The following is a 26,778-nucleotide window of genomic DNA, read 5'->3' as shown; positions in this document are numbered from 1 at the left end:
CTCCTGCTTTCTCGCGGCGAGATCTGCTCATGCGAGGGCCCCTCAGCCGTTCGTCAGACGGACGCCAGCAGGTCGCTGCCCGTCGTCACGGTGAGCCCTCGCTCCAGCAGCGAGCGCACGCCTCCTTCCAAGGCGGTGAACAGGGCTTCGGAAGGCTGCGTGCGCCCGTCATGGCACAGCACCACCGACCCGGCGCCGGCAGTGTCCTTGACGGCGGCGGCCTCCGCCGTCGAGGGCGTGTGAACGCTCCACAGCAACAGGTCCATCCTCTTGAGCGAGGCGACCATCATGGCTGGCGCGTCAACCCGGCCGTAGGGAGGCCGCCACAGGCGCGGAGACGGTGCTCCCGCCGCCATGATCGCCTCACGTGTCCGGTCCACCGAGTCGCTCAGCTCGGAGAAGCCCACGCCGTAGACATCCGTGTGCACCCAGTTGTGGACCGCGACCTCGTGCCCCTCGGCGACCTCCCGTGCGATCAGCTCGGGGTGGGCCTCTACCGCGGACCCCAGGACGAAGAAGGTGGCCCGTACGTGCAACCTCGCCAGCATGTCGAGCACGAGTGGAGTCCAGCGGGGGTCTGGTCCGTCGTCAAAGGTCAGCGCCAGCTTCCTGGATTCCCCGCCAGTCTGGAACACCACTCGCGTCCCGAGCGCGTTGCCGGGGCTTGCGGGGCGAGGGGCGGTTCGTGCCGTGGGGGAGAGGTGGGTGTCCCGCCAGTGAGTGACTCCTGCACCGGCGCCCGCGCCGAGCAGACCTGTTGCCGTTGCCAGGGCGGCTCTTCCCAGGAGGCCTCGTCGGCTCTCGCGAGGAGCGGGAGCCGACTGTGAGTCGGTTGATGGAGGGGGCTCGGTGTTCCTGGCTCCGTCATCCGGCAGGCTTGTGGTCGTCACCGGCATATCGTAGAGCGATCCTGACGTGCCCCTGAACTTCGTGTCGGAACGTTGCAGAAGCGCGACGGAATCCAACCGGATCATACCGTATCAATCGATAATCGGGGCATTCTCGGTAGGATGCCCGCGTGACGAACTTTCCCGCGCTGAAGACCCCCGGCCCCCTCGCTGATGGCACCATGCGCATCACTCCCCTGGGGGGCCTGGGAGAGGTTGGCCGCAACATGACCGTCTTCGAGCTGGACGGCAAACTGCTCATCGTTGACTGCGGTGTGCTCTTCCCTGAGGAGGACCAGCCGGGCGTCGACCTCATCCTTCCCGACTTCTCCTCCATCGAGCACCGCATCGACGACGTCGTCGCCCTGGTCCTGACTCACGGGCACGAGGACCACATCGGGGGCGTGCCCTACCTGCTGCGCCTGCGTGAGGACATCCCCCTGGTGGGAAGCGAGCTCACGCTGGCCTTTGTGGAGGCCAAGCTCAAGGAGCACCGTATCCGCCCGGTGCTGCGCCAGGTCGTCGAGCACGAGGAGGTCTCCTACGACCCCTTCGACCTGGAGTTCGTGGCCGTCAACCACTCCATCCCCGACGCCATGGCCGTCATGATCCGCACCGATGCCGGCAACGTGTTGGCCACCGGTGACTTCAAGATGGACTCCCTGCCCATCGACGGGCGCATCACGGACCTGCGCTCCTTCGCCCGCTTCGGTGAGGAGGGCGTGGACCTGTTCTGCGTGGACTCCACGAACGCCGAGGTCCCGGGCATGGTGGGCCATGAGGGTGAGATCGGCCGGGTCCTGGACAACGTCTTCGCCGACTCCGACGGGCAGATCGTCGTGGCCTCCTTCGCCAGCCACGTCCACCGGGTCCAGCAGGTCCTCGACGCCGCCGCCCTGCACGACAGGCGGGTTGCCCTCGTGGGGCGCTCCATGGTGCGCAACATGGGAATCGCCGCCGAGCGCGGCTACCTCAAGGTCCCCGCAGGCGTCCTCATCGATGCCCGGGACATCACCTCGCTGCCCCCGCACGAGAGAGTCCTCATGGTTACCGGCTCGCAGGGCGAGCCGATGGCGGCCCTGTCCCGGATGGCCCACTCCGAGCACCGCAGCGTCACCATTGAGCCCGGGGACACCGTCATCTTCGCCTCCTCCCTCATCCCCGGCAACGAGAACTCCGTCTTCCGGGTCATCAATCAGCTCATGCGGCTGGGTGCGCGCGTGGTCCACCAGGGCAACGCCAAGGTCCACGTCTCCGGGCACGCCTCCTCCGAGGAGCTGCTCCACGTCTACAACATCGTCCAGCCCCGCAACGTCATGCCCATTCACGGTGAGATCCGTCATCTGGTGGCCAATGGCGGGCTCGCCGTCAAGACGGGAATCGCCCCGGAGCGGGTCATGCTGTGCGAGGACGGCGTGGCCGTTGATCTGGATGGGGGAGCGGCCCGTATCGCTGGGCAGGTGCCCTGCGGCTACATCTACGTCGACGGCTCCTCGGTGGGGGAGATCGACGAGGCCGAGCTCAAGGACCGCCGCATCCTGGCGGAGGAGGGCTTCGTCTCCGTCTACGCCGTGGTGGAGACCACGACCGGCACGATCCTGGCCGGTCCCCATATCCAGGCGAGGGGGGTGGCCGAGGACGACTCGGTCTTCGAGGAGATCCTTCCTGATGTGACCGAGGCCCTGTCAGCCGCGCTGGAGACCGGCAAGGCGGACGCCTACTCCCTTCAGCAGGTCATGCGCCGCACCCTGGGGCGCTGGATCGGGCGCCGTCTCAGGCGCCGTCCCATGATCGTCCCGGTCGTCATCGAGGCGTAGCGGGAGGGCTCTCACTGCATGACTCTGTTCCGACCCGCATGCTTCATATCCACCGGATCCATCCTCATTGACATCCCCCTCCACGTCAGCCGCGTGCCGACGCCGGGAGGGGCGATCACCGGGGCGTCGTCGGGTCCGGTCGTCGGCGGCGGGTACACCGTGGTCTCGGCCGCAGCCAGGCAGGGTGTCCCCACCGCCCTGGCCGCCACCCTGGGGACCGGCCCCAACTCCGCGCGGGTGCGCGAGTCAATGCGCCTAGACCGGGTCGAGCTGCTTGTCGAGGAGCTCGTCGGGGACATCGGCACCTGCACCACTCTCATCGAGCCCTCCGGCAGACGCACCTTCATCACCACCGCGGGCGTCGAGGGGGAGCCTCAGCGCGAGGACCTTGAGAGCATCGACCTGAGAACCGGGGACTGGGTCTACGCCACCGGTTACGACCTGGCCCACTACACAAGCCGCGGCATCCTGGCCGACTGGCTCCTGTCGATCCCCGACGGCGTCGGGCTGGTGATCGACCTCGGTCCGGTCCAGCCCGACATCCCCGATCAGGTGCTTCTGCCGCTACTGAGGCGGGCAACGATACTGACCGGGAACGATCTGGAGATGGGGCGCCTCGAGAAGCGTCTGGGCGGCACGAGGGCCATCCGGCTGGCCTGTCCTGAAGCACTGATCGTCCACCGTACCGGCGTGAACGGCTGTGTTCTCCACCCGGTGGGCGGCGGGGCGATCGAGGTCCCCGGTTTCGTGCGTGAGGTCGTGGACACGACGGGGGCGGGAGACACGCATACCGGTGTCCTGGTCGCCGGTCTTCTTGACGGGCTCGACGTCGTCGAGGCGGCCAGGCGCGCCAACGCGGCCGCCGCCCACGCCGTTGCGTGCAGCGGCCCGGCCCAGGCCCCGCTGCGAGAGGAGATCGATGAGTTCCTCCGGGCAGGCGATGAGAGGTCCTGACCGGTCCTGACCGGTCCTGGGGCCGCGCCTGCCCCGCCGCTTCAGGGGGTGAGCCCCGCACCGGGCCGCAGCACCGAGAAGGTGACATGTCTCCGGCCGGCGCAGGCGGCGTGGCGAGGCCAATGACACCGAGAATCCGATAGTTTCTAGAGCATCATGGCCAATCGTCGCACCACGAGAACAGCTGCGTCCTCATCGGGAACCGGCAGAGGGCGTAATCGAGGCGGCTCCGCTTCAGGGACCGCTCCCCTCTCCGCACCCGGGACCGGGCCCTCCGGCGGGCGCTACCGCCGCACCGGCTGGGCCTTCCTCATCCTGGCCCTCGCAGCGGTGCTGGCACTGCGCGAGTGGTTCGGGATCTCCGGGGCCGCAGGCGACCTCCTGCACCACATCGCCGCGGGCCCCGTCGGTGTCCTGGGTATCTTCGTGCCCCCGCTCCTGGCGGCGCTGGGCATCGCCATGCTGCGGGTCCACAGCCTGGGGGCGGTGCACGCGCGGGTCTCGGTGGGTTGCCTGGGGCTGCTGACGGCTCTGACCGGAATGATCCAGGTCGGCAGCGGCAACCCGGTCCTCAAGAACAACATCGGCGGCCTGGAGAGTGCCGGAGGGCTGCTGGGATGGCTGGTGGGCTACCCCCTGGCGGCGCTGTTCTCCTCCGTGGGGGCCGTCATCCTGTTCCTCCTCCTGATCGCCTTCTCCGCCCTGGTCCTGTCCGGCAAGACCGTTGCCGAGATCCGTGACCTGCTGGAGCAGTACCGGGCCGCGGACGGTGACGGAGACTCCCACGGCGCCGACGGATCCGGTGACTCCCTGGCCCGGCGCCTGCTCGGACGGGTGCGTCGAGGCACCGGGCGGGCCGGCGCCTCGGGCGGGGACTCGGATCAGACGGCGCTCCTGGACTCCTACGACGGCGACGAGCCCTTCCGTTCCGCCCTGGAGGTGGAGGAGTCGTCCTCTCGCAAGCGTGGCAGTGGCCGGCGTAAGCGCTCGTCCGACCGGGAGGCCCAGCAGGCCTCGACCACCGAGCTCTTCGAGCCGGGCGGCGATCACGGCGCTCACTCCGGGGGCGAGGACTTCGTCATCCCGGACGTGGGCGAGGAGACCGACGTCATCGCCTCCCCGGCGCCCTCAGCCGCGTCCTCCACCCGGAGCAGGCCCGCCGGCCCGGCAGGTGGCCCCGCGGCCTCCGGCCCGGCCGCAGGGGGGCAGCGCAAACCCTCGTCCGCCAAGCGCCCCGTCCCGCAGGCACCTTCGCAGTCACCGTCCGGTTTCGACGCCGTCACCGAGGAGACCCCCGAGGTCGCCCTCGAGGAGCCCGACCTCGCCGACCAGATCGCCATGAGCGACCTGGGCAACATGGCCCTGCCCGACGGCTCGACCTACACCCTGCCCGAGGACGCGCTGCTCGGTCCTGGTCCGGGCCACTCCACCCGCACCCCCGCCAACGACGCCATCGTCGAGTCCCTGCAGAACGTCTTCGCCGAGTTCAACGTGGACGCCACGGTCACCGGCTACACGCGCGGTCCTCAGGTCACCCGCTACGAGGTCCACCGGGGCCGGGGGGTCAACGTCTCCCGGATCACGGGGCTGGAGAAGAACATCGCCTACGCGGTGGCCTCCGACGAGATCCGCCTGCTCACCCCCATTCCCGGCAAGAGCGCCATCGGCATCGAGATCCCCAACAGCGACCGGGAGATGGTCAAGCTCGGCGACGTCCTGCGCTCCCAGGCCGCGCGCAAGCAGGCGCACCCGCTGGTGGTCGGGCTGGGCAAGAACGTCGAGGGCGACTACGTCGTCACCAACCTGGCCAAGACCCCGCACCTGCTGGTGGCCGGTCAGACCGGTTCGGGTAAGTCCTCCTTCGTCAACTCGATGATCACCTCGATCATGATGCGCGCCACGCCCGAGGAGGTGCGCATGGTGCTCGTGGACCCCAAGCGGGTGGAACTGACCATCTACGAGGGTATCCCCCACCTCATCACCCCGATCATCACCTCCCCGAAGAAGGCGGCCGAGGCCCTGGAGTGGGTGGTGCGAGAGATGGACGCCCGCTACGACGACCTGGCCTCCTTCGGCTTCAAGCACATTGACGACTTCAACAAGGCGGTGCGCGCGGGAGAGGTCCAGCCCCTGCCGGGATCCCAGCGAGAGCTGAGCCCCTACCCCTACCTCCTGGTCGTCGTCGACGAGCTCGCCGACCTCATGATGACCGCCCCCAAGGACGTGGAGGCCTCCATCCAGCGCATCACCCAGCTGGCCCGCGCCGCCGGGATCCACCTGGTCCTGGCCACCCAGCGGCCCGTCGCCCAGGTGGTCACCGGCCTGATCAAGTCCAACGTCCCCTCGCGCCTGGCCTTCGCCACGGCCTCACAGCTGGACTCCCGGGTCATCCTCGACCAGAACGGGGCCGAGACTCTCACCGGCCAGGGTGACGCCCTCTACCTGGGGCCGGGCGCCTCCACGCCGGTGCGTATCCAGGGCTCCTGGGTCACCGAGTCCGAGATCCGCTCCGTCGTCGAGCACGTCAAGTCCCAGCTGACGCCCGAGTACCGTGAGGACGTCGTCGTCCCGGAGGTCAAGAAGCAGATCGACGAGGAGATCGGCGATGACATGGACCTGCTCCTGCAGGCCGCCGAGCTCATCATCTCCAGTCAGTTCGGCTCCACCTCCATGCTGCAGCGCAAGCTGCGCGTCGGCTTCGCCAAGGCCGGACGCCTCATGGACCTGCTCGAGTCCCGTGAGGTCGTTGGCCCCTCGGAGGGGTCCAAGGCCCGCGACGTCCTCGTCCAGCCCGAGCAGCTCGAGGAGACCCTGGCCTGGATCAAGGGCGAGGGCGGTGCGCCGGGAAGCGCGGAGACTCCCGAGGCCCATGACGCCCCTCAGGGCGAGCCGGGCTCCGACGAGCCGTCGGCTCCTGCCGCGAATGAGCCTCGTACCGCGGTCATGCCGTCGAACCGCCACAGCACGGATCCGTTGGAGGTCGCCTCGAGCCTGCCGGAGTCGGAGTCCTGGGACGACACCTCCGCCGATGAGGACTCCGAGGACGCCTGGTCGCTCACTGGTCGCGGCTCATCGTGGTGAGGAGGAGGCCGATGCCGTGCCCTGCGGGGCCGGGTGGGCTCCGGCTCGTGTGATGACCTCTTCCCGACTAGGAATCGTCGGGGCTGGCCCGGTGGGTGTGGGCGGCGTGGTGGACATGGTCGAGGCGTCCTTGACCTGAGAGGTCAGCAGGCTCCAGCGCCGGTCGATCTGCTCGGTGCTCAGGCCCAGGTCGGCAGGGCGCTCACCGTTGTGAAGCGCCGCCAGGTCCCTGATCTTGTGGCCGCCGGCGAGATCCATCGTGAACGGGTGCCAGTTCAGCTTGTCCACGCTCACCGAGCCGTCGGCGTGGGACGTGACGTCGGCCCAGACCAACTGGCCGACATCGGACAACGGGGCGCAGCACTCCTCATCCTGGTTGGAGATGTAGTTGCCGGCCGAGTACGACACCCACATCCCCTTGCCCCCGACTCCGCCGGAGAGCTTCTCTGCGGGCTGAGGCACATGGGGGTGAGCGCCGAAGAGGATGTCGACCTGCCCGCTGTCGGCCAGGGACTGGGCGTAGGAGACCTGCTTGTCGTTGGGCGTGGTCTCGTACTCCTCACCGAGCTGGGAGTGGACGACGACGAGGTCGGCACCCGCCGCGCGGGCCGACGTCGCCGCCTTCGTGATGGTGCCGACGTCGTTGAGCGACACCGAGTAGCCGGTGGGATCCTCCAGGCCGTTGAGGTCCATGGTCGTGGAGATCTGGGCGACGGTCACTGTGCGCCCACCCCGCTCAAGCTCGTAGAGCGCGAAGGGCACCGAGGCGTCCTGTCGGCTCCGGTAGGTGCCAGCGTGGCCCAGCCCGTGAGCGTCCAGGGCGTCCAAGGTGGCCACGACCCCCGCCTCTCCCCGATCCGCAGCGTGGTTGGAGGCGGTTGCGCAGCCGTCCCACCCGGATCTCGCCAAGGCGGCCACGACCTCGGCCGAGGTGCCGAAGGAGGGGTAGCCCGAGTAGACCCCGTCCGGAGCGACAGGAACCTCCATCCCGCACAGGGCCAGATCCAGGCCCTCGACCCAGGGGGTCTCAGCAGCGATGTTGGCGGTGATGTCCCCTGAGGCCCCCGGGGTGGACTCCATCACCGGCATGTGCATGAGGACGTCCCCGGCGTAGCCCACGGTGAAGCGCACGTCCTGTGAGCCGCCGGTACTGGCGGAGGCGGACGGAGTTGGCGACTGAGCCGGCACGGAGTGGTCAGTGCTCGTCGCGCAGCCGCTCACCGCGGCGGACACGGTGAGAACGACGGCGGTCAGCAGGCCCGGTCCTCGTGACCTGCGGGCGAGACGTGCCGAGCGTGGCGAAGACGAAGGCAGAGGAGCGGCTGAGTGCATGGTGATGAACGTAAGAGGTGGACCTTAATGACGTGTGCACGGTTCGTGCTCGTTCCGGCGGCGCGAGGTGGACGTGTCGAGACGTCGGCGTGAACCGTGGGTGAGAACGGATCTTATGCCGCGTGTCGTATGTGGTGGCGTCATGGCGCGTACGGCGGAGGTGAGCAGATACGAGGCAGTCGAGAAGATGGATCGAGGTTTCTGCGTCGACTGGAGGCCGTCCGCGACTAGGCTGACCCTGATGAACGCCCCGACCGCCCCGGACGGCGCCGCGCAGTCAGAGCAGGCGCCGCTGCTCAACATCGCCAACGTCCTGACGGTGCTGCGCCTGCTGCTCGTGCCCGTCTTCATCTGGCTCTCCCTGCTGCCAGGGGACCGGGCCAGGCTCGCCGCAGTCGTGGTCTTCGTCGTGGCGGCTTTCACGGATCGCCTGGACGGCCAGCTGGCGCGCTCGTGGGGGCTGGTGACCTCCTTCGGCAAGATCGCCGACCCGATCGCGGACAAGGCACTGACCCTGTCCGCATTCGTCCTGCTGAGCGTCAACCAACGACTGTGGTGGTGGGTCACCATCCTCATCGTCGTGCGCGAGGTCGGCATCACGGTCATGCGCTTCTTCATGCTGCGCCGCGCCGTCATGGCGGCCTCGCGCGGCGGCAAGATCAAGACGACGCTGCAGATGGTGGGGCTGGTCGGGCTGCTCACACCCTGGTCCATGCTCCTGCTGCCCGCGGGCCCGGCCACGTTCCTGACCAAGGCGGCCTACGTCATCGTGGCTGCGGCGCTCATCGTCACGGTGGTGACCGGCCTGGACTATGTCCGCCAGGCGATGCGGTTGAGTCGTCAGGACGGACGGAGCGACCAGTGACCTCCCCGGGGCGCAAGCCGTGGTGATCGGGGACGTGCAGGGCACCGAGGGACGTATCCGCGTGGCGACGGCCCTGCTGCAAGCTGCCGCGGATCGCGGAGTGAGTCTGGCGATCGCCGAGTCATTGACGGGTGGACAGGTCTCCTCCAGCCTGGTGGAGGTCCCCGGCGCCTCCCGTGTGCTCGTGGGGGCGGTCGTGGCCTACGCCACCCGGATCAAGGCGCAGGTCCTCGGGGTCGATGCTGCGCACCTGGAGCGGACCGGGCCGGTGGACCGCGATGTCGCCCTGCAGATGGCGCACGGAGTGCGCAGGCTCCTCGGGGCCGATCTGGGGCTGGCGACCACTGGAGTGGCCGGCCCGGGGCCGGCTGACGGCCATCCGGCGGGAACGGTTCACGTCGCCGTCGCCGCTCCATGGGGGCGCAGGCACCGCGAGCTGCACCTGAGCGGTGACCGCTCGCAGATCCGGCGCGCCACCGTGATGGAAGTGTGTGAGCTGGCCATCGGTTTCCTGCAGAAAGAAGGCCGTGAGTCGCAGCCGTGACTGCCTCACATCGACGACCGACCAACTACAGACCACAGACTAAGGCGTATTTCAGATTTCTCTCAGGAATACCGGTAGAGTGGTTCCCAACGTCACCGGAGCCGAAGAGCTGGACCCGCGTGGCGGGAATGAATCCACGACGTGAATGGTTGTGCTAGACGATGAACAACACGACTCACCCCCGCACCACTCGCCCGATCAACAACCGGATGCCGATGCGCCAGGGACCCGGGGCAGGGTACGGTGTGTCCGTGGACACCCCGAAGCACGAGAATGTCGTCCTGCGCCGCGAGATCGGAGAAGTCCTGCGCGGCGTCCGACAGCACCAGGGACGCACGCTGCGTGAGGTCTCCTCTCAGGCCCGCGTCTCCCTGGGGTACCTCTCCGAGGTTGAGCGTGGTCAGAAGGAAGCCTCCTCTGAGCTGCTCGCCTCCATCTGCCAGGCGCTTGACGCCCCCCTGTCCATGGTGCTGCGCGAGGTCTCCGACCGCATCGCCCTGACCGAGGGCGTCATGATTCCAGACACAGTTCCCGATGAGCTCGTGCGTCAGCAGGGGGTCGCCCTGCGGTGACCATCCGCTGATGCTCTGCTTGCGCTGCTCTCGCGGTGCGCAGGCCGTTGCCAGTGAGCCGACCCTCCCGGCGGTGGGGCCACGATGAGTGGACTCGCCGCCGGGTTGCCTGTTGACAAAGGGGGAGTGGTGAAGCACTCAGAGTTCTGGAACGCCGTCGAGACGGTCTTCGGTTCGGCCTACGGCCGGTCGCTGGCGCAGGATCTGGTTCTTCCGGGACTGGGGGTGACCTGCGTGCAGGCGCTTGACGACGGTGTGGCGCCGGAGCGGGTCTGGAGTCTTCTGTGCGACGAGACTGAGCGCACGGATGCCGAGCGATGGATCTTCCGCTCTGACCCCCGTCGCTGAGCCCAGGCGGTGAGGGCAGGTGCTGGGGCGAGCTCAGGAGCCGCCGACACGCGCGTGACGATGATGTCATGATCGAACAGGTGTTCGGGTACTGTTCTCCACGAACGACGACGACGCCCCCCGAGTCCACAGGGCTGATGAGGGGCGGAGATAGATGTCAGTGGTCAGGCATACCGTCGTTGGTGAGCCCCGGAGAGGGGACCTCGCCGAAGTTGACCAGCCATGTCCGCCGCGGCTGTGCGCCGCCCTGAGAACCGAGGTAGAACAATGCCCGCTGCCAGCCAGACCCAGGACCGCTCCAAGGCCCTGGCCACAGCCCTCGCCCAGATCGACAAGAGCTTCGGTAAGGGATCCGTCATGCGTCTGGGGGACGAGTCCCGTCCTCCGGTCTCCGTCATCCCGACGGGGTCGGTCGCCCTCGACGTGGCTCTGGGAGTCGGAGGGCTCCCGAGGGGGCGCATCATCGAGGTCTACGGGCCGGAGTCCTCCGGAAAGACCACCGTCGCCCTGCACGCCGTGGCCAGCGCGCAGAGGGCCGGCGGGAACGCGGCCTTCATTGACGCCGAGCACGCCCTCGACCCGGTCTACGCCAAGGCCCTGGGCGTCGACATCGACAACCTCCTGGTCTCACAGCCGGACACCGGGGAACAGGCCCTGGAGATCACCGACATGCTGGTGCGCTCGGGCGGCCTGGACATCATCGTCATCGACTCCGTGGCGGCCCTGGTCCCCAAGGCCGAGATCGAGGGGGAGATGGGGGACTCTCACGTCGGGCTCCAGGCTCGCCTCATGAGCCAGGCGCTGCGCAAGATCACCGGTGCACTGTCCTCCACTGGCACCACCGCCATCTTCATCAACCAGCTGCGCGAGAAGATCGGTGTGTTCTTCGGCAACCCGGAGACCACCACCGGTGGGAAGGCCCTGAAGTTCTACGCCTCCGTGCGTCTGGACGTGCGCCGCATCGGTGGGCTCAAGGACGGAGACCAGCCCGTGGGCAACCGCACCCGGGTCAAGGTCGTCAAGAACAAGATGGCGCCGCCCTTCAAGCAGGCCGAGTTCGACATCCTCTACGGCCAGGGCATCTCCCGTGAGGGCAGCCTGCTGGACCTGGGCGTGGACAACGGCGTGGTGCGCAAGTCGGGGGCCTGGTTCACCTACGGGGAGGACCAGCTCGGTCAGGGCAAGGAGAACGCCCGCAACTTCCTCAAGGACAACCCGCAGCTGGCCGCCGAGATCGAGGAGAAGATCCTCGCCGCCCTGGGAATCGGTGAGCCCGGCCGCAAGGCCCGGGAGGCTGAGGAGCTTGCCGCCGCCGAGGCGGCCGTGGCCGCGGCCGCCGTCCCGGTGGACAGCGCTGACACCGCCGCCACGAGTGCGGTCAAGAACGCCCGGGGGCGCGGGAAGAAGGCCGCCACCACCGCTAAGGCCTCCAAGAGCGCGAAGACCCCCAAGGCGGCGTCGGCGGATGAGCCGGACACCATCTTCGGTGAGGACGCTGGCGGGTTCTGATGCCCTGGCTCATCCCTGACACCCACGCGCAGGCGGTCGAGGCGGCGCGGGAGATCGTCCTGCGCCGCCTGGACCGCAGTGCGGCTCCTCGCGCGGCCCTGGCCGAGCTCCTCGAGCGCAAGGAGGTGGACCCCCGTGTGGCCACCGAGGTCCTCGACCGTCTGGAGGCGGCCGGAGTCATTGACGACACCGCCTACGCGGCCCGCCTGGCGCGCACCCGCTTCGCGGAGAAGGGGACGGCCAGACGGGCCATTGCCGAGGAGCTGCGGCGCAAGGGGCTGGGGGAGCGGGACGTCACTGAGGCCCTCGAGCAGATCAGCTCCGAGGACGAGGACGCGGCGGCGCTGGCGCTGGCCCGCAAGAAGCTCTCCGCCACCGGCCACCTGCCCCGGGAGGTGCGCCGGCGCCGCACCGCGGCCGTGCTGGGGCGCAAGGGCTACAGCCGGGAAGTGACCATGCGGGCCATCGCCGAAGCCCTCGCTGAGGACTAGCCCCGAGGGGAGCTCATGGCTCAGGAGCCTGAGGGCTTGAGATCCTTCTCGCTGAAGGCGGTCACGGTTGCGACGCCGTCGGCGGAGGTGGAGTACACGAGGTGGTGACCGTGGGCGCCAGGGACCGATTTCTCCGGCAGGTCGATCTTCGCCGAGCCGTTGGCGCTGATGTAGCGGAAGGAGAAGGTCTTTCCCTCATCCGAGGTGGAACGAACGATGATGCTGCCGTCGCTCAGGGTGGTGCTGATGGTGTCGGAGGGGTTCCCAATGGTCTTGGAGAGGCACTCTGTGGTCCCGTCCTGAGCGATGCGCAGCTGCCCGATGTAGTCATACGTGTCGCCGCTGCCGACCGCGAGGTTGCTCTTGGGCGGAATAGTGCATCCCTTGAGGTCGAGTACCTGAGCCCCGCTATCGGTTACGGACTGCAAGCGGCCGTCCGACTGGTCCAGAACCAGGATTCTTGTCGGCGTGGTCCAGATCCGGGCGTCTGCGCTGAGGTCGGGGATGGGCTTGGAGGTGTTGAGCTGGAGGAGATCGGCAGGGTCGGTGGGCTGAGCGCCTCTGATGCGCACCTGCCCCTGCGCACCTGCCCCTTCCATGAGAAGAACTCGGCCCGACTGCCGCCCGTCAGTCCCAGCTCCTGCGCGGAGTGACTCACGAGGGCGTGCGATGAGTCCACGATCTTCACTGCGCTCATCCCGCCGCTGTCGCCTATCTGAAGCCCTCCGACCAGCTGCTTGTGCGACGAGTAGGTGGTGCCGTCCTCGGCGAAGGGATCGGACCCCTGCTTCCCAGTACTGGTGTCGAACCAGTGAAGCTTGCCGCTGACCGGGTGGAGGCGGAGGGCGGAGTCCTCCGGGTCGATCTGGTCGGTGGTGAACCAGTAGGAGACGACGCCCAGCGCATCGTCATAGCTCATCATGGGAGACAGGGAGGCGGGATCGGTGCCGCTGGGGACCGGCACGCTTGCCTTCCAGGTCTCCTTGCCGTTCCAGTCCACGTGATGGACCGAGAGATCAGCGGCCGGATCCGTGATCGGGTCGACGTAGGTGAGACCCTTGTCGTCGTAGTTGCTCAGTCGAGGAGCGGTCTTGATGCTCATGGTGGCCTTCGACAGACCGAGCTTGTCGAGGCCCTTGATGTCCGACGGCGGGTCGACGGTACCGACGGGACCCGCGGGTGACGCGCTCGCAGAAGCGCTGGAGCCGGCCTGCGATGTCCCCGATGTGCCGGAGCAGCCCGTCACGGCAAGGCACAGTGATGCCGATGCGGCGAGGGCGGAGACGACAATCCGACGGTTCATAACAACCTCCATGGTTGGCCAATGAGTAACCGACAGATTAGTCGAATAAGGTTCAGTGTGTTGAAGGTATGACTCTTTGTCATGGAGAACTGCTGCTCTGCGGGCGTTCTACTAACCGGTATCGCTGCGACAGGTGAAGAAAGCCGGGAGCTGATTCCGACTAGGCTCAGCCCATGACTCAGGTGATTGCGGCCACCGGCGGCCCCCACGTCCCGATCGACCTCCACGCGCTGGCGGCGTCGGCGGGCATCGCCGCCGAGCACGTCATCCCTCACGGCCGCGACGTGGCCAAGATCGACCTGCGCGTGCTGGAATCCAGTGAGCACGTGTGCAGCGGGGGTGCGCATGCCCCTCACTACGTCGTCGTTACTGCGATCACGCCGACGCCTTTCGGGGAGGGCAAGACCACCACGGCCATCGGACTGACTCAGGGACTCACCCGCCTGGGCGAGCGGGCCGTCCTCACCCTGCGCCAGTCGGCCATGGGCCCCACCTTCGGCATCAAGGGCGGGGCCGGAGGCTCCGGAGGCGCCCGCATCCTGCCGGCCGAGCGGATGAACCTGCACCTGACCGGCGACTTCCACGCCATCACCGCCGCCCACAACCTCCTGTCGGCGATGATCGACAACCACCTGTACCACGGCAACGAGCTCGACATTGACGAACGCACCATCTCCTGGCCCCGGGTCCTGGACGTCAACGACCGCGCCCTGCGTCATATCGTCACCGGCCTGGGGTCCAGGATCGACGGCATCACCCGGCAGGCCTCCTTTGACATCACCCCGGCCAGCGAACTCATGGTCATCATGTCGCTGGCCACGGACCTGGCCGACCTGCGCAGGCGCCTGGGGCACATCGTCATCGGCCAAAGCCGCAGCGGGGAGTGGATCAGCGCTGAGGACCTCAAGGCAGCCGGGGCCATGTGCGCCATCCTGCGTGACGTGCTCGAGCCCAACCTCCTGCGCACCGGTGAGGGCACGCCCGTCCTGGTCCACACCGGCCCCTTCGGCAATATTGCCACCGGCTGCTCCTCGGTCATCGCCGACCGCGTCGCCGCAGCAGGGGTCGGCGACGGCGGCTACATCCTCACCGAGGCCGGCTTCGGATCCGACATGGGTCTGGAGCGCTTCATCGACCTCAAGTGCGCTGTCTCCGGAATGCGCCCGAGTATCGCCGTCGTCGTGGTCACCATCAGGGCGCTCAAGGCCCACAGCGGGCGCCACCGACTCGTCAGCGGCAAGGACCTGCCCGAGGAGATGCTCCAGGAGAACGTCGAGGACGTGCGCGCCGGCGCCGCCAACCTGCTCAAGCACCTGCAGATCGTGCGCGGCTTCGGCATCACCCCGGTCGTGGCCATCAACGTCTTCCCCACCGACCATGACAGCGAGATCGAGGAGGTAACTCGTATCGCCCACGACGCCGGAGCCCGGGTCGCGGCCTGCCACCCCGTCACCAGGGGAGGCGAGGGATGCCTCGACCTGGCCGGGACCGTCGTCGAGGCCTGCCAGGAGATGGGAGAGGCGGCCTGCCCCCGACCCGTCTACGAGTCTCAGGACGACCTGCGCACCAAGATCGCCAAGCTGGCCGAGCTCTACGGCGCCGACGGCGTGGACTACACCCCCGCCGCGAGCAGGCGGCTGGATGACTATGAACGCAGCGGCTTCGGGAACCTGCCCGTCATCGTTGCCAAGACCCCGCCGTCCCTGTCGGCTGAGCCCGGCCTCAAGGGCGTGCCCACCGGGTGGCGCCTGCCAGTGCGCGAGGTGCGCCTGGCCGCGGGGGCCGGCTACGTCTACGCGATCTGCGGCAGCCTGTCGACCATGCCGGGTCTGTCGAGCCACCCCGCCGCCGAACGCATCGACGTCGATCTCGGCACCGGGCAGATCATGGGGCTGCGCTGAGAAGTCACGGGCCAGGCCCGGCATATCGCCGGGCCCGGCCCGTAGCTGGTCAGGAACAACCCTGCTGCTAACCCTTCTTGTGCTTGGACGTCTTGAACAGGAGGTTGACCTGCTCGTTGTACTTCGTCAGCGTTGAGGCCGGCACCCGGTTGGCCCACAGGTCGTCCGTCGCAGGTTTCATGATGGCGGCCACGTCCGCGCCGAAGTAGGTCAGGGGGAAGAAGAAGGTGGACTTGTCCTCCAGGTGCTGGGTGAAGGGCTCGGTGGGAAGCCCCGTTTCCTCGAAGACCTTGACGGCCTTCTTCGTGGAGGAGGAGATCGCCGGGAAGACGATTCCGTGAGAGGCCACGATGTCCTGCGCCTCCGCGGTCCCCAGGAAGGCCACCCACTTGGAGGCGTTGTCGATGTTGGCCGACTGCTTGGAGATCGAGTCGCCCAGCCCGTTGAACAAGGAGACCGACTTTCCGTTGGGGCCCACGGGGTTCGCGGCGATCCCGACCTTGACGTCGAGCTTGGCGTAGGTGCCGAACATCCACGAGCCGTTGAAGCACATGGCGACCTTGCCGCTGCCGAGCTGGACATCGGTGCTGGTCGTGGAGGAGAAGGCGCCGCGCGGAGGCATGTAACCCTTGTCCACCAGGCTGAAGTACCAGTCCATCGTGTCCTGGAAGACCTTCTCGTCGTAGCGGTAGTGGTCACCCCAGGTTTCCTTGTTCGTGTAGAACCAGTCGCCGGCCGAACCGGTGAAGGGACTCCACTGGGTCTGGCCGTCCCCGGTACCGGCGTCCTGGATACCCAGGCCGTAGACGGCCACGTGGTTCTTATCGAAACCGGGCTCGTCACCGCGCACGCCGTTCTTGTCCACGGTCAGGCGGGCGAGGATCTTCTCGAAGGTTCCGCCGTCAGCGGGGTTCCAGGACCAGCCGGCCAGGTCGGCCTCGGACAGACCCGCCTGAGCGAGCATGTCCCGGTTGTAGAAGACCGCCACGGTGTCCCAGTCCTTGGGGCAGCCGTACTGGTGACCGTCCTCCCCCTTCCACAGGTCGATGAGGCCCTCCTGGAAGGCGGACTCATCGACGCCCGCCCAGGCGGCCTGCTTCTCCAGCGGAACCAGGACCTCCAGATCCACGAACTGGGCGAACTTGGAGATGTGGTCGGTGAAGGCGTCCGGACCCGTCCCGGCAATGAAGCCGGCCGTCAGCTTGGTCCAGTAGTCGCCCCAGGCGATCTGGGTGATGTTGACCTTGATGCCGGTCTTGGCCTCGAAGGCCTTGGCGCACGCCTCATAGGCGGGCAGCTGGCTGGCGTCCCACATCCAGTACTCGACGGCGCCGGCTCCCGACTTCCTGGAGCCACCGGAGCAGGCGGCCAGGGTCAGGGCGGCCGCTCCCGAGGCCAGTCCGCACAGGAGGCTGCGGCGCGACAGTGAGGAGCGAAGAGGGCTGATCGGTTGAGTCGTCATCTGGTGCCTCACTTGATTCCGGTAAAGCCGATGGAGTTGACGATGCGCCGGGCGAAGGCCATGAACAGCAGGAGCATCGGGAGAGCGGCCACCAGGGTGGCGGCCATGAGCCCGGCCCAGTCGGGACCGGTCTGAGGGGCCTGGGAACGGAAGACGGCCAGAGCCACCGTGAGTACCCGCGAGGAGTCCGTGTAAGAGACCAGCAGGGGCCAGAAGTAGTCGTTCCAGGCCGTGATGTAGGTCAGGATCGCCAGCGTCGAGATCGGGGCCTTGGCCATGGGCAGGATGAGGGTGAAGAACACCCGGACCTTCGAGGCGCCGTCGAGCAGCGCGGCCTCCTCCAGCTCGCGCGGGATATTCATGAAGAACTGCTTGAGGAAGAACACCGCGAAAGGCGTCATGAACATGGTCGGCAGCGCCACCCCCAGGAAGGTGTCAATGAGATGGAGCTGCTTGACCAGCACGAAGTTGGGCAGCAGCGTGAAGATCGAGGGGACCATGAGGGCGCCCAGGAACACGGCGAAGACCGTGTCGCGCCCCTTCCAGCGCAGGCGGGAGAAGGAGTAGGCGGCCATCGCTGAGAAGAAGACCTGCCCCACGGTGACCAGTGTGGAGATAATGACCGAGTTACGCAGGTAGAGCCAGAAGTTGATGGCTGCGCCGCTGCCGCCGTCGGCCAGCGCCTCCTTAGTGGACTGCATGCCGAAGACACGGGCGAAGCCGCGCAGGTTGATGTCTACCGGCAGCAGGCTGGTGGGGTGGGCGGTGATGCCCGCGTTGGAGGACAGCGCCGTACGCAGCACCCAGTAGAAGGGCAGGAGCGTGAACAGCATGATGAGGATCATCGCCGCCCAGGCCAGGGCCTTGCCGACGGTGAACCGGCGGCCCGGGGTCTCGCGGGACGCCGCAGCGGCCGCCCGGGAGGGCTTGGTGGAGGACACGGGTGCGGTTGTCGTTGTCATGGCTTGTCCTCCTTCAGTCCAGGTCCGTCTCGCCGGCACGGGTCATGCGGTACTGCAGGATCGTGATCGCGGCTAGGACGAGCAGCAGCCCCACCGCCATGGCGGAGGCGTATCCGAACTGGAAGCGCCCGAAGGCCATGTCGTAGATGTAGTACTGCAGCACGCGGGTGGCGTTGACGGGTCCGCCCTGGGTGGCCACCGAGACGGTGTCGAAGACCTGGAAGGAGCCGATCATCGTCATGATGAGCACCAGCGCCAGGATGGGGCGCAGCAGCGGGACGGTGATCCTCCAGAACATCCGCCACTCGCTGGCGCCGTCCATCTTGCCTGCCTCGTAGACCGTGCTCGGGATCGACTGCAGGCCCGCGAAGATGAGCAGGGCCGTGTAGCCCACGTGCCGCCACACGTTGATGATGGCGATGGTGGGGATGGCCATCGACGAGGAGAAGAAGTCGACGGCTGAGCCCGTCAGGGACTCCAGGAGTTGGTTGGTGATGCCCAGCGTGTTGTCCAGGATCCACAGCCACAGCATGGCCGCGACCACGTTGGAGACCAGGTAGGGCGTCAGCACGATGGAGCGTACGAAGGTGGACTGGGTCAGGCGCTGCATGAGGACGGCGATGAGAAGTGCCAGGATCGTCTGCAGACCGATGTTGATGACCACGTACTCCACGGTGACGACGACGGCGTTCCAGAAGATATCGTCCTGGACCATGCGCTTGTAGTTGTCCAGGCCGGTGAACTCCTCAGGAGTCAGAAGGTTGTACTCGGTGAAGGACAGCCAGATGCCTCGGATGAGGGGCCAGATGTAGAAGGCGACGAGGCCGATCGTCGCCGGGAGGATGAAGGCGAGGCCGAGCTTGAGGTCGGAGCGTGGCTTGCGCTGCCGACGCGATGGTCGCGCGAGCAGGGTCGAAGTTGACATCGGATCTCCAAATCAACGGTGATGTGGGAAATGGGTCGAAGGCGGATGGGCTGGGTAGGAACGGGTGGAAGAAGGGTGAACGGATCAGCGACTCAGAGGATCACCGAGCCCTCAGTCGACGGCGCTCACGCGCAGCAGGACGAGGTGGTCGGGGTGCAGCACCGGCAGCGCCAGCCCCGTGGTGGTCAGGTAGGAACCCGGCAGGGTGACGCCCTGGGCCATCCAGCCCGCCGCCAGACGCAGCTCGGGGTAGGCCGGTGCCGCCAGGCGCACGTGGTAGCGGCGCGAGGGGTCCAATCCGGGCAGCGGGCGCGGCGCCGTGGGCCAGGCCAGGAGCTGGCCCAGCGAGGCGATCTCGAACAGGGCGTCGGAGCCATCAGGGGCGACGACCCCCTCGATGCGCAGCACGTCGTCGTCGGGCAGATCCGCATGGACCGTCACCCCCGAGTGCAGCAGGCCGCGCAGCTCCTTGTGCAGCGCGATGATGGAGGCCAGGCGCTCACGGGTGGGCCCATCGGCCTCGGTGAGATCCCACTCCACTCCCATGTGGCCCCACAGGGCGGTGCCGGCCCGGAAGTCGAGGTCGAGGTCGCGCAGGGTGGTGTGCGCCCGCCCGGAGCCGACGTGGGTACCCACCATCTCGGGAGGAAGCAGCAGCGTGGTGCCGCGCTGGATGTTCTGACGGTCGTGGGCGTCGATGCAGTCCGAGGCCCACACCCGCTGAGTGCGCTCCATGATCCCCAGGTCGATGCGGCCGCCGCCGCCGGCGCAGGACTCGATCTCCAGAGAGGGGAAGCGCTCATGGAGCGCGTCCAGGAGACAGTAGACGGCCAGGGTCTGGTCGTGGACGGCGGCCGCCCCCTGGCGCCCCGCGGTGGGGTCGGCGACCTCGTGACCCGTGGCCAGCAGGGGGGAGTTATGGTCCCACTTGAGGTAGGCGATGCCGAGGCGCTCCACGAGGGTGGAGATGGCGTCAAACAGGTAGTCCCAGGCGCCGGGGGCAGACAGGTCCAGGACCCGCTGGTGGCGGTGCTCGGGCGCTCCGCCGGCGCCGTCGGACAGGATCCACTCCGGGTGGGTGCGGGCCAGCTCGGAGTCGACGTTGATCATCTCCGGCTCGAACCACAGGCCGAACTCCATGCCCAGGGCGTGGACGTGCTCCACGAGTGGCTCCAGACCGTCCGGCCAGGCCTCGGGGGAGACCTGCCAGTCGCCCAGTCCCGAGGTGTCGTCGCGGCGCGATCCGAACCAGCCGTCGTCCAGGACGTAGCGCTCGATACCGACCTGGGCCGCGGCGTCGGCCAGGGCCTTGAGCTTGTCCAGGTCGTGGTCGAAGTAGACGGCCTCCCAGGTGTTGAGCAGCACCGGGCGGGGACGGGTGGGGTGGGACGGGCGCGAGCGCAGCCAGGCGTGGCTGCGGTGGGCCAGGGCGTCCAGGCCCTCGCCCCAGGAAAAGACCGTCCACGCAGAGGTGTAGGTCTGACCGGGGGCCAGTAAGACCTCGCCCGGCAGGAGCAGCTCTCCGGCTCCCAGGAGCTTGCGCCCTGAGGTCGGGTTCATCGCCAGGTGACGGACGTTGCCGGACCAGGCTGCGTGAACGCCGTGGACGCGGCCGCTGCGCCACCCGAAGCCGGTGGGGCCGGCGGCCAGCCAGGTGACGGCGTCGTGCCCCGGGCGCCCCTCCCAGGACTCGCGCAGGCGGGTGCCCGGGGTGAAGGGGGTGCGCACGAGCCGACGCTCCTGGATGTGATGGCCGGTGGTGTCCAGCAGCTCGTCGGCGCTGTCGGGCAGCGGCAGTACCGGCGTGAGCTCGCCGACGACGAGGTCGGCCCCCTGATCGCCGCCGGACCCGGAGTGGTCGTTGCGGACCCAGGCGCGCAGGCGTACCAGGCCGCAGGGCTCCAGGCGCAGCTCAGTGCCCAGGGTCAGCGCGTGGGCGGTGTCGGTTCCGCTGGAGCGCACAACGAGGGCGGTTCCGGCCGGGGTGTCCTCGGAGCCCTCCTCGTGGGTGAAGGCAGTGGGGTGGGGCGAGAAGGCCGAGCCGTCGGTGCGTGAGAGCGCCACGGCAGGGCGGGAGCTCCACCCCAGGTGGGCCAGGGGCAGGATCGGCAGGTCGTTGGTGATCCAGGCGGTGTTGGTTCCCAAGGATGTCTGTGCGGCCAGGGCCGCGTCGGACAGGTCGTCACCGCTGACGTCACCCAGATCGGGGCCCCAGTGGCGCACCACCGGGAAACGGTCGTCAGGCAGGTCAAGGACCACGGAGGTGTCGGCGCATCGCAGATGGAGGGTCATCATTGTCCTTCCAGGGGAGGGAGAAGGAACCAGGAGCGATTCCTTGTAGGATGAAAATAATTGATGATGCTAGATTCCGCAAGGGTTTGCTCTACAGTGTCGGTACGACGTGGGCGGCGATGAACGTCGTCCCAGGTCACAGGCCATGCGGTCCCTGTGGCAGCTGACGACGATGGGAGCGGGAGTCGACGATGGGTGGTGGACGCAGCCTCGGCGCCAGGGCGCTGCTCACCCTGATCTCCGTCGGCCCCATGAGTCGTGGCGACCTTGCCGAGCGCCTGGGGCTGTCCGCGGCGACGACGACACGCACAGTGCGCCCCCTCATTGAGGCGGGCCTCATTGAGGAGCAGCCGCCGGTGGAGGTGGGGGGACCGGGACGGCCCACCCGCCTGCTGGCCGTCACCCCGAACAGCGCCACCGTGGCAGGCATCAAGCTCACTGCCGACCGCCTTTACGCCGTTCTGACCGATCCGCTGGGCGAGGTCCTCATCAGTGACTCACGACCGTTGACTGACACCGATGCCGGCTGTGTGACCGCCCTTATCGCCTCAGTGGTGGCGCAGCTGGCCCAGCGCAGCGGTCGACGGCCCGACGCCGTCGGAATCTCCCTGGGGGCGGCCGTCGTCGGGAGACGAACCGTGGTGGTGGCCAGCTTCCTGGGGTGGCGCGACGTGCCTCTGGCCGCCATGGTCACCGAGGCCACCGGGCTGCCCTGCGTCGCGGCCAATGACGTGCGCGCCTTCGCCTACGCCGAGGCCAGGTTCGGGGCCGGCCGCGGAAAGGACCCCTTCGCCATGGTCACCCTCGGCGCCGGGATCGGCTGCGGGGTCGTGGTGGCCGGTGAGATCGTCTCCGGTGCGCAGGGGGCGGCCGGCAGCGTCGGGCACCTGCCGGTGGACCCCTCAGGACCCAGCTGCGAGATCGGGCACCCCGGGTGCGCCCGGGCTCTGGCCTCGACCTCCGGAATCCTACGGGCGGCCGCCAGGCACCTGGGGTGTCAGGCCCAGGAGCTGAGCCTCGATCTGCTCCTGAGCCCCGACATGCGTCGCAACGACGGCGTCGACGACGTCCTACGGCGTGCGGCGCTGGCGGTCGGAAGGGTCGTGGGGACTCTCATCGCCTACGTCGACCCCGAGCTCGTCGTCGTCTCCGGGGAGGGGGTCGCCGTGGTGGAGACCTACCGGGAGGCCTTTGAGAAGGAGGTGGGAGGTCTGCGGCACTGGGCGGCGGCGCCGGCGCCCGTCCTGCTGCGTCCCTTCGAGTTCGACGAGTGGGCGCGGGGGGCGGCCGCCCTGGCCCTGGATCAGTGGACGGTGGTCGCGGGCGATCGGTGAGCGGCGCCTTGGCTCAGGCTGCCCGCAACGAGGTCAGAAGCGCCTCGCGCAAGAAGTCCTGACCCCGGTTCGCCCCGTCACTGGGAGAGCTGAGGGCCCCGCCCCGGCGTGCATCTGGTCACGACACTGCGCCAGGGCTGGGGCGGGGCCCCACCGCAACCTACACTGCTCGGCGATGACCACGCTGACCACCTCCGCACCTGTTCTCGATGCCCGAGGCGCCCGGCCGCGCACCTACCACGTGCGTACGCTCGGCTGCCAGATGAACGTCCACGACTCCGAGCACATGGCGGGACTGCTGGAGAGGGCCGGCTACCTGCGCGTCGAGGACGTGCCCGAGGCCGCCGCCCGCGCCACCGACGCCGGTGACGGCGGGGCCGACGTCGTCATCATCAACACCTGCTCCGTGCGTGAGAACGCCGCCACCCGGCTCTTCGGCAACCTGGGCCAGCTCGCCGCCGTCAAACGCGAGCGCCCCGGCATGCAGATCGCCGTGGCCGGGTGCCTGGCCCAGCAGATGGGGGAGGGAATCGTCGAGCGAGCCCCCTGGGTCGACGTCGTCTTCGGCACCCACAACCTCGACGTCCTGCCCGCCCTGCTCGAGCGCGCCCGGCACAACTCCGCGGCCGCCGTCGAGCTCGAGGAGTCCCTCAAGGTCTTCCCCTCCACCCTGCCCACCCGCCGCGAGTCCTCCTACGCCGCCTGGGTCTCCATCGCCGTGGGCTGCAACAACACCTGCACCTTCTGCATCGTGCCCTCCCTGCGCGGCAAGCAGCGCGACCGCCGCCCTGGCGACGTCCTGGCCGAGGTCGAGGCCGTCGCCGCACAGGGCGCCATCGAGGTGACCCTCCTGGGGCAGAACGTCAACTCTTACGGGGTCGGCTTCGGGGACCGCGGCGCCTTCGCCAAGTTGCTGCGGGCGACCGGCGCAGTCGAGGGTATCGAGCGCGTGCGCTTCACCAGCCCCCACCCCGCCGCCTTCACCGACGACGTCATCGAGGCCATGGCCACCACCGAGGCCGTCATGCCCAGCCTGCACATGCCCCTGCAGTCCGGCTCGGACCGGGTGCTGCGCGCCATGCGCCGCTCCTACCGTACCCAGCGCTTCCTGGGCATCCTGGACAAGGTCCGCGCTGTCATGCCCGAGGCCGCCATCACCACCGACATCATCGTCGGCTTCCCCGGTGAGACCGAGGAGGACTTCCAGGCCACCCTTGACGTCGTCGAGCAGGCCCGCTTCGCCTCGGCCTACACCTTCGAGTACTCCCCACGCCCGGGCACCCCCGCCGCCGACCGCGACGACCAGGTCCCCACCGAGGTCGTCAAGGACCGCTACCGGCGGCTCGACGCGCTCGTGCGCCGCATCGCCCACGAGGAGAACGAGCGCCAGGAGGGACGCGTCGTCGAGGTGCTCGTCGCCGAGGGCGAAGGGCGCCGGGACTCGGTCACCGCCCGCATCTCCGGACGCGCCGCCGACAACCGCCTCGTCCACGTGGCCCTGCCCGAGGGCCTGGGTGAGGACGACTACGCCGGCGGGGCCCCGCGCCCCGGCGACATGGTCACCGTGCGTGTCACCCACGGCGCCCCTCACAACCTCATCGCTGACTCCGCCCGCTGCGGACGCGAGCTGGACCCGCTCGCCGCGGCCGCCAACGAGGCCCTCAAACCCGGTGACCGCCTCTGGCTCGACGACGGCCCCGCCCTGTTCCAGGTGCGACGCACCCGCGCCGGTGACGCCTGGGAGCGCCGCCAGGCCGAGGCCTGCGCCGCTCCCGAGCCCGACACCGCCCCGGTGAGCCTGGGCCTACCCACCCTGCGCGTGGGCGCACCGGCCTGAGGCGGGTGAGGGCTGATTGCGCTGACGGTGGAGCGGGCCGGGCTGGGCTGGGGAGCAGCCCGCAGGCCCCGCTAGGCTGGGGAGCATGCCCAGCTTCGACGCCAGCTCTGCTGCCGCCGCCACGGTCCCCCGGCCCGTGGACGTCGACCGTATCCACGAGTGCGTCAAACGACTGGGACTGCGCTACTTCATCGATGACGAGGGCGACATCGGCATTCCCTGGCGCTACGTCACCGTCCACGCCATCTTTCAGGACACCAGGGCCGTCCAGATGCGCGGGATCTGGCACCGTATCGCCGACATTGAGCACCTGACCCAGTTGCGCGCCCTGGTCGAGGACTGGAACACCACCCGCATCGGCCCCAAGGCCTACCTCACCGTCGCCGACGGCGGGGTGGTGCGTCTTCACGGCGAGTACACCTACCCCCTCGAGGCGGGGATGACAGATCGACAGCTCGAGGACTTCGTCTTCGGCGGCTGCCGGCTCATCGTCGCCCTCATGCACGAGGCCGAGGAGCAGTTCCCCGACGAGCTACGCGGAAGCCTGGAGCCGTGATGCCCAGACTGCAACGCCTCACCGACTTCATCGCACGTCTCCTGGGCAAGGAGTGGGACGTGCGGGCACTGGACCGCCAGCGCAGCAGTCCGGCGAGCAGCCACCCGGGCGACTCGCGCGGCCGGCCCGACGAGCCCCCGACCATCTCACCGTACGTCGCAGGTCCCGTCGGTCCCGCAGACTCAGCCGACTCGACTGACTCAACCACCCCGGCCGACTCCAGCGGACCATCGGAGCCTGCCAGGGCAACCGCCTCGGCTCAGACCTTAGACGCCTCACGCACCTGGTCGAGCACATCAGACCGGTCGGAGGAGGACCCGGCAGCGGGAGGACAGGGCGCCGACCGCCCTTCAGACCTGGAGCCGACCGAGGAGGAGCCCCAGGTACTGACCCTGGCCCGGATCGAGTCCATGCTCACCGGCCCCATGGAGTACAACGTCCAGCTGACCGAGGACCGCGAGCACCCCTGCCTCCTGGGCACCTGGGACTCCTTCCCCTTCGTCATCGAGATTCCTGAGGGGCACGACGGCTGGCTCCTGGTCTCCGGGGACTGGGAGGAGGCCGCCCCCGCCTCCCAGAGGGACGAGATCGCCGCCAGCGTCAACGACTGGAACCGGGACAAGTTCTTCCCCACCGTCGGCGTCATCGACACCCCCATCGGTCCGCTGGTGCGCGCCACCTACCTCACCGACCTGTCCGCCGGGGCCACCGACGCCCAGCTGCGCCTCCACCTGGACACGGCGCTGTCCGCCTGCACCCAGGCCCTCAGCCTCGTGGGGCCTCTCCTGCCGGAGATCTGAGCCCCATGAGCCCAGCGTCCCCGAGCGTCCCCTGTCTGCCCAGACTCGTCGTCGTGGGGCCCACCGCCACCGGCAAGTCCGCCCTCGCACTCGACCTCGCCGAGCGGATGCACTCCGACGAACCGGCGACCCGCGCCGAGATCATCAACGCCGACGCCTCCCTGCTCTACCGCGGCATGGACATCGGCACCGCCAAACCCAGCCTCGCCGAGAGGGCCCGCGTCCCCCACCACCAGATCGACGTCCTCACCGTCCGGGACCGGGCATCCGTGGCGGCCTTCCAGCGCAGCGCCCGCGGCGATATCGACGCCGTCGAGTCCCGGGGCCACCTGCCGATCATCGCCGGAGGCTCCGGCCTGTACGTGCGGGCCCTGACCGACGACCTCGACTTCCCCGGCACCGACCCGGCCGTGCGCACCCGTCTGAGCGAGCGCGCCGAGCAGGAGGGAGCCGCCGCCCTCCACGCCGAGCTGGCCCGCCTCGACCCGGTCGCCGCCGAGCGCGTGGAGGCCTCCAATACCCGCAGGATCGTGCGGGCCCTGGAGGTCATCGAGATCACTGGCCGTCCCTTCTCCGCCTCCCTGCCTCGCTACGAGGACATCGCCCCCACCGTCCACATCGCCCTGCGCTGCGAGCGCCGGCTCCTGGATAAGCGCATCAACGAGCGGGCCCGCGCCATGTTCGAACGCGGCCTGGTCGAGGAGGTGGAGGCCCTCATCGACCAGGGCATCCGGGAGGGGGCGACCGCCTCGCGCGCCATCGGCTACGCCCAGGCGCTCGCGGTCATCGACGGGACCATGAGCGTGCCCGAGGCGGTCGACTCCACCGCCCTGGCCACCCGCCAGCTCGCCTCCCGCCAGATCAAGTGGTTCCGGCGCGATCCGCGGGTGCACTGGATCGACGTCGCCCTCACCGAGACCGGGCAGTGCACCGACTCCGAGCGCTCCCGGTTGACCCGGCAGGCATGGGAGCTCGTCTGCACGCGTCGTGGCGTCGCTTAGGCTAG

23 protein-coding genes are annotated in these 26,778 nt (G+C 68.7%); 15 read left to right on the top strand and 8 right to left on the bottom strand.

The features are described 5' to 3' along the window. Positions 1-53 precede the first annotated feature (53 nt). Positions 54-896, bottom strand: coding sequence for a polysaccharide deacetylase family protein (locus RIV14_RS06135; RefSeq protein ID WP_428978866.1), 843 nt, complete (start codon positions 894-896; stop codon positions 54-56). A 173-nt stretch (positions 897-1,069) separates the two neighbouring features. Between RIV14_RS06135 and RIV14_RS06130 the strand changes: the two genes are divergently transcribed. From RIV14_RS06130 to RIV14_RS06120, 3 genes are all read left to right on the top strand, one after another. Then, a complete protein-coding gene (locus RIV14_RS06130) occupies positions 1,070-2,704 on the top strand; it encodes a ribonuclease J (protein WP_075371893.1) in 1,635 nt (544 codons plus the stop codon). Positions 2,705-2,722: 18 nt separating this feature from the next. Continuing rightward, a complete protein-coding gene (locus tag RIV14_RS06125; RefSeq protein ID WP_075371744.1) occupies positions 2,723-3,658 on the top strand; it encodes a PfkB family carbohydrate kinase in 936 nt (311 codons plus the stop codon). Between the two features lie 156 nt (positions 3,659-3,814). Continuing rightward, the gene (locus RIV14_RS06120; RefSeq protein WP_075371745.1) at positions 3,815-6,739 is read left to right on the top strand and encodes an FtsK/SpoIIIE family DNA translocase; all 2,925 of its coding nucleotides are present in this window, start codon (positions 3,815-3,817) and stop codon (positions 6,737-6,739) included. Here the strand turns inward: RIV14_RS06120 and RIV14_RS06115 are convergent. Continuing rightward, complete coding sequence (locus RIV14_RS06115) at positions 6,728-8,071, bottom strand: CapA family protein (RefSeq protein WP_075371746.1); 1,344 nt, start codon at positions 8,069-8,071, stop codon at positions 6,728-6,730. The two genes, RIV14_RS06120 and RIV14_RS06115, sit on opposite strands and share 12 nt — an antisense overlap. Positions 8,072-8,312: 241 nt before the next feature. On the opposite strand from RIV14_RS06115, the gene pgsA reads away from it, so the two are divergent. From pgsA to RIV14_RS06085, 6 genes are all read left to right on the top strand, one after another. Next, positions 8,313-8,936, top strand: coding sequence for a CDP-diacylglycerol--glycerol-3-phosphate 3-phosphatidyltransferase (gene pgsA, locus RIV14_RS06110; protein WP_143223294.1), 624 nt, complete (start codon positions 8,313-8,315; stop codon positions 8,934-8,936). Between the two features lie 22 nt (positions 8,937-8,958). Then, positions 8,959-9,480 carry a CinA family protein gene (locus RIV14_RS06105; protein ID WP_081379464.1) on the top strand — a complete coding sequence of 174 codons (522 nt, stop codon included), beginning with the start codon at positions 8,959-8,961 and terminating at the stop codon, positions 9,478-9,480. 161 nt (positions 9,481-9,641) lie between these two features. Continuing rightward, positions 9,642-10,052 carry a helix-turn-helix domain-containing protein gene (locus RIV14_RS06100; protein WP_004565236.1) on the top strand — a complete coding sequence of 137 codons (411 nt, stop codon included), beginning with the start codon at positions 9,642-9,644 and terminating at the stop codon, positions 10,050-10,052. Between the two features lie 129 nt (positions 10,053-10,181). Next, positions 10,182-10,400 (top strand): DUF3046 domain-containing protein, encoded by a 219-nt coding sequence (locus tag RIV14_RS06095; protein ID WP_070662908.1) that lies wholly within the window; start codon positions 10,182-10,184, stop codon positions 10,398-10,400. 267 nt (positions 10,401-10,667) lie between these two features. Next, positions 10,668-11,909: a recombinase RecA gene (recA, locus tag RIV14_RS06090; RefSeq protein WP_075371748.1), complete on the top strand. Its 1,242-nt coding sequence runs from the start codon at positions 10,668-10,670 to the stop codon at positions 11,907-11,909. After that, positions 11,909-12,400, top strand: coding sequence for a regulatory protein RecX (locus RIV14_RS06085; RefSeq protein WP_075371749.1), 492 nt, complete (start codon positions 11,909-11,911; stop codon positions 12,398-12,400). The genes recA and RIV14_RS06085 overlap by 1 nt, the downstream gene beginning before the upstream one ends. Positions 12,401-12,420: 20 nt before the next feature. On the opposite strand, the gene RIV14_RS06080 is transcribed toward RIV14_RS06085, so the two are convergent. Beyond that, a complete protein-coding gene (locus tag RIV14_RS06080) occupies positions 12,421-12,828 on the bottom strand; it encodes a hypothetical protein (protein WP_256699013.1) in 408 nt (135 codons plus the stop codon). After that, the gene (locus RIV14_RS06075) at positions 12,816-13,703 is read right to left on the bottom strand and encodes a hypothetical protein (RefSeq protein ID WP_256699015.1); all 888 of its coding nucleotides are present in this window, start codon (positions 13,701-13,703) and stop codon (positions 12,816-12,818) included. Before RIV14_RS06075 ends, RIV14_RS06080 begins: the two co-directional genes overlap by 13 nt. Positions 13,704-13,876: 173 nt before the next feature. On the opposite strand from RIV14_RS06075, the gene RIV14_RS06070 reads away from it, so the two are divergent. Further along, complete coding sequence (locus RIV14_RS06070) at positions 13,877-15,604, top strand: formate--tetrahydrofolate ligase (protein ID WP_075371750.1); 1,728 nt, start codon at positions 13,877-13,879, stop codon at positions 15,602-15,604. Positions 15,605-15,671: 67 nt separating this feature from the next. Here the strand turns inward: RIV14_RS06070 and RIV14_RS06065 are convergent, their stop codons facing one another. The 4 genes from RIV14_RS06065 to RIV14_RS06050 form a co-directional block, all read right to left on the bottom strand. Next, complete coding sequence (locus tag RIV14_RS06065) at positions 15,672-17,066, bottom strand: ABC transporter substrate-binding protein (protein ID WP_081381786.1); 1,395 nt, start codon at positions 17,064-17,066, stop codon at positions 15,672-15,674. A gap of 8 nt (positions 17,067-17,074) precedes the next feature. Next, positions 17,075-18,028, bottom strand: a complete 954-nt coding sequence (locus RIV14_RS06060) for a carbohydrate ABC transporter permease (RefSeq protein ID WP_075371751.1) — start codon at positions 18,026-18,028, stop codon at positions 17,075-17,077. A 13-nt stretch (positions 18,029-18,041) separates the two neighbouring features. Continuing rightward, positions 18,042-18,953, bottom strand: a complete 912-nt coding sequence (locus tag RIV14_RS06055) for a carbohydrate ABC transporter permease (protein ID WP_075371752.1) — start codon at positions 18,951-18,953, stop codon at positions 18,042-18,044. A gap of 111 nt (positions 18,954-19,064) precedes the next feature. Further along, positions 19,065-21,245, bottom strand: coding sequence for an alpha-galactosidase (locus RIV14_RS06050; RefSeq protein ID WP_075371753.1), 2,181 nt, complete (start codon positions 21,243-21,245; stop codon positions 19,065-19,067). Positions 21,246-21,436: 191 nt separating this feature from the next. Here RIV14_RS06050 and RIV14_RS06045 point away from each other — a divergent pair, with 191 nt between their 5' ends. From RIV14_RS06045 to miaA, 5 genes are all read left to right on the top strand, one after another. Then, entirely contained in the window at positions 21,437-22,579 is a 1,143-nt protein-coding gene (locus tag RIV14_RS06045) for an ROK family transcriptional regulator (protein WP_075371754.1), read from the top strand. A gap of 175 nt (positions 22,580-22,754) precedes the next feature. Next, positions 22,755-24,416, top strand: coding sequence for a tRNA (N6-isopentenyl adenosine(37)-C2)-methylthiotransferase MiaB (gene miaB, locus RIV14_RS06040; protein ID WP_075371755.1), 1,662 nt, complete (start codon positions 22,755-22,757; stop codon positions 24,414-24,416). Between the two features lie 85 nt (positions 24,417-24,501). Continuing rightward, on the top strand, positions 24,502-24,972 hold the full coding sequence (locus RIV14_RS06035; RefSeq protein WP_075371756.1) for a YbjN domain-containing protein: 471 nt from the start codon (positions 24,502-24,504) through the stop codon (positions 24,970-24,972). Further along, on the top strand, positions 24,972-25,772 hold the full coding sequence (locus tag RIV14_RS06030) for a type III secretion system chaperone family protein (protein ID WP_075371757.1): 801 nt from the start codon (positions 24,972-24,974) through the stop codon (positions 25,770-25,772). Before RIV14_RS06035 ends, RIV14_RS06030 begins: the two co-directional genes overlap by 1 nt. 5 nt (positions 25,773-25,777) lie before the next feature. After that, a complete protein-coding gene (miaA, locus tag RIV14_RS06025) occupies positions 25,778-26,773 on the top strand; it encodes a tRNA (adenosine(37)-N6)-dimethylallyltransferase MiaA (RefSeq protein ID WP_075371758.1) in 996 nt (331 codons plus the stop codon). The last annotated feature ends 5 nt before the right edge of the window (positions 26,774-26,778 follow it).

Source organism: Actinomyces acetigenes, assembly GCF_031296635.1.
In the GTDB taxonomy this organism is placed as follows: domain Bacteria; phylum Actinomycetota; class Actinomycetes; order Actinomycetales; family Actinomycetaceae; genus Actinomyces; species Actinomyces acetigenes.
This window is presented reverse-complemented; position numbering and strand designations above follow the sequence as displayed.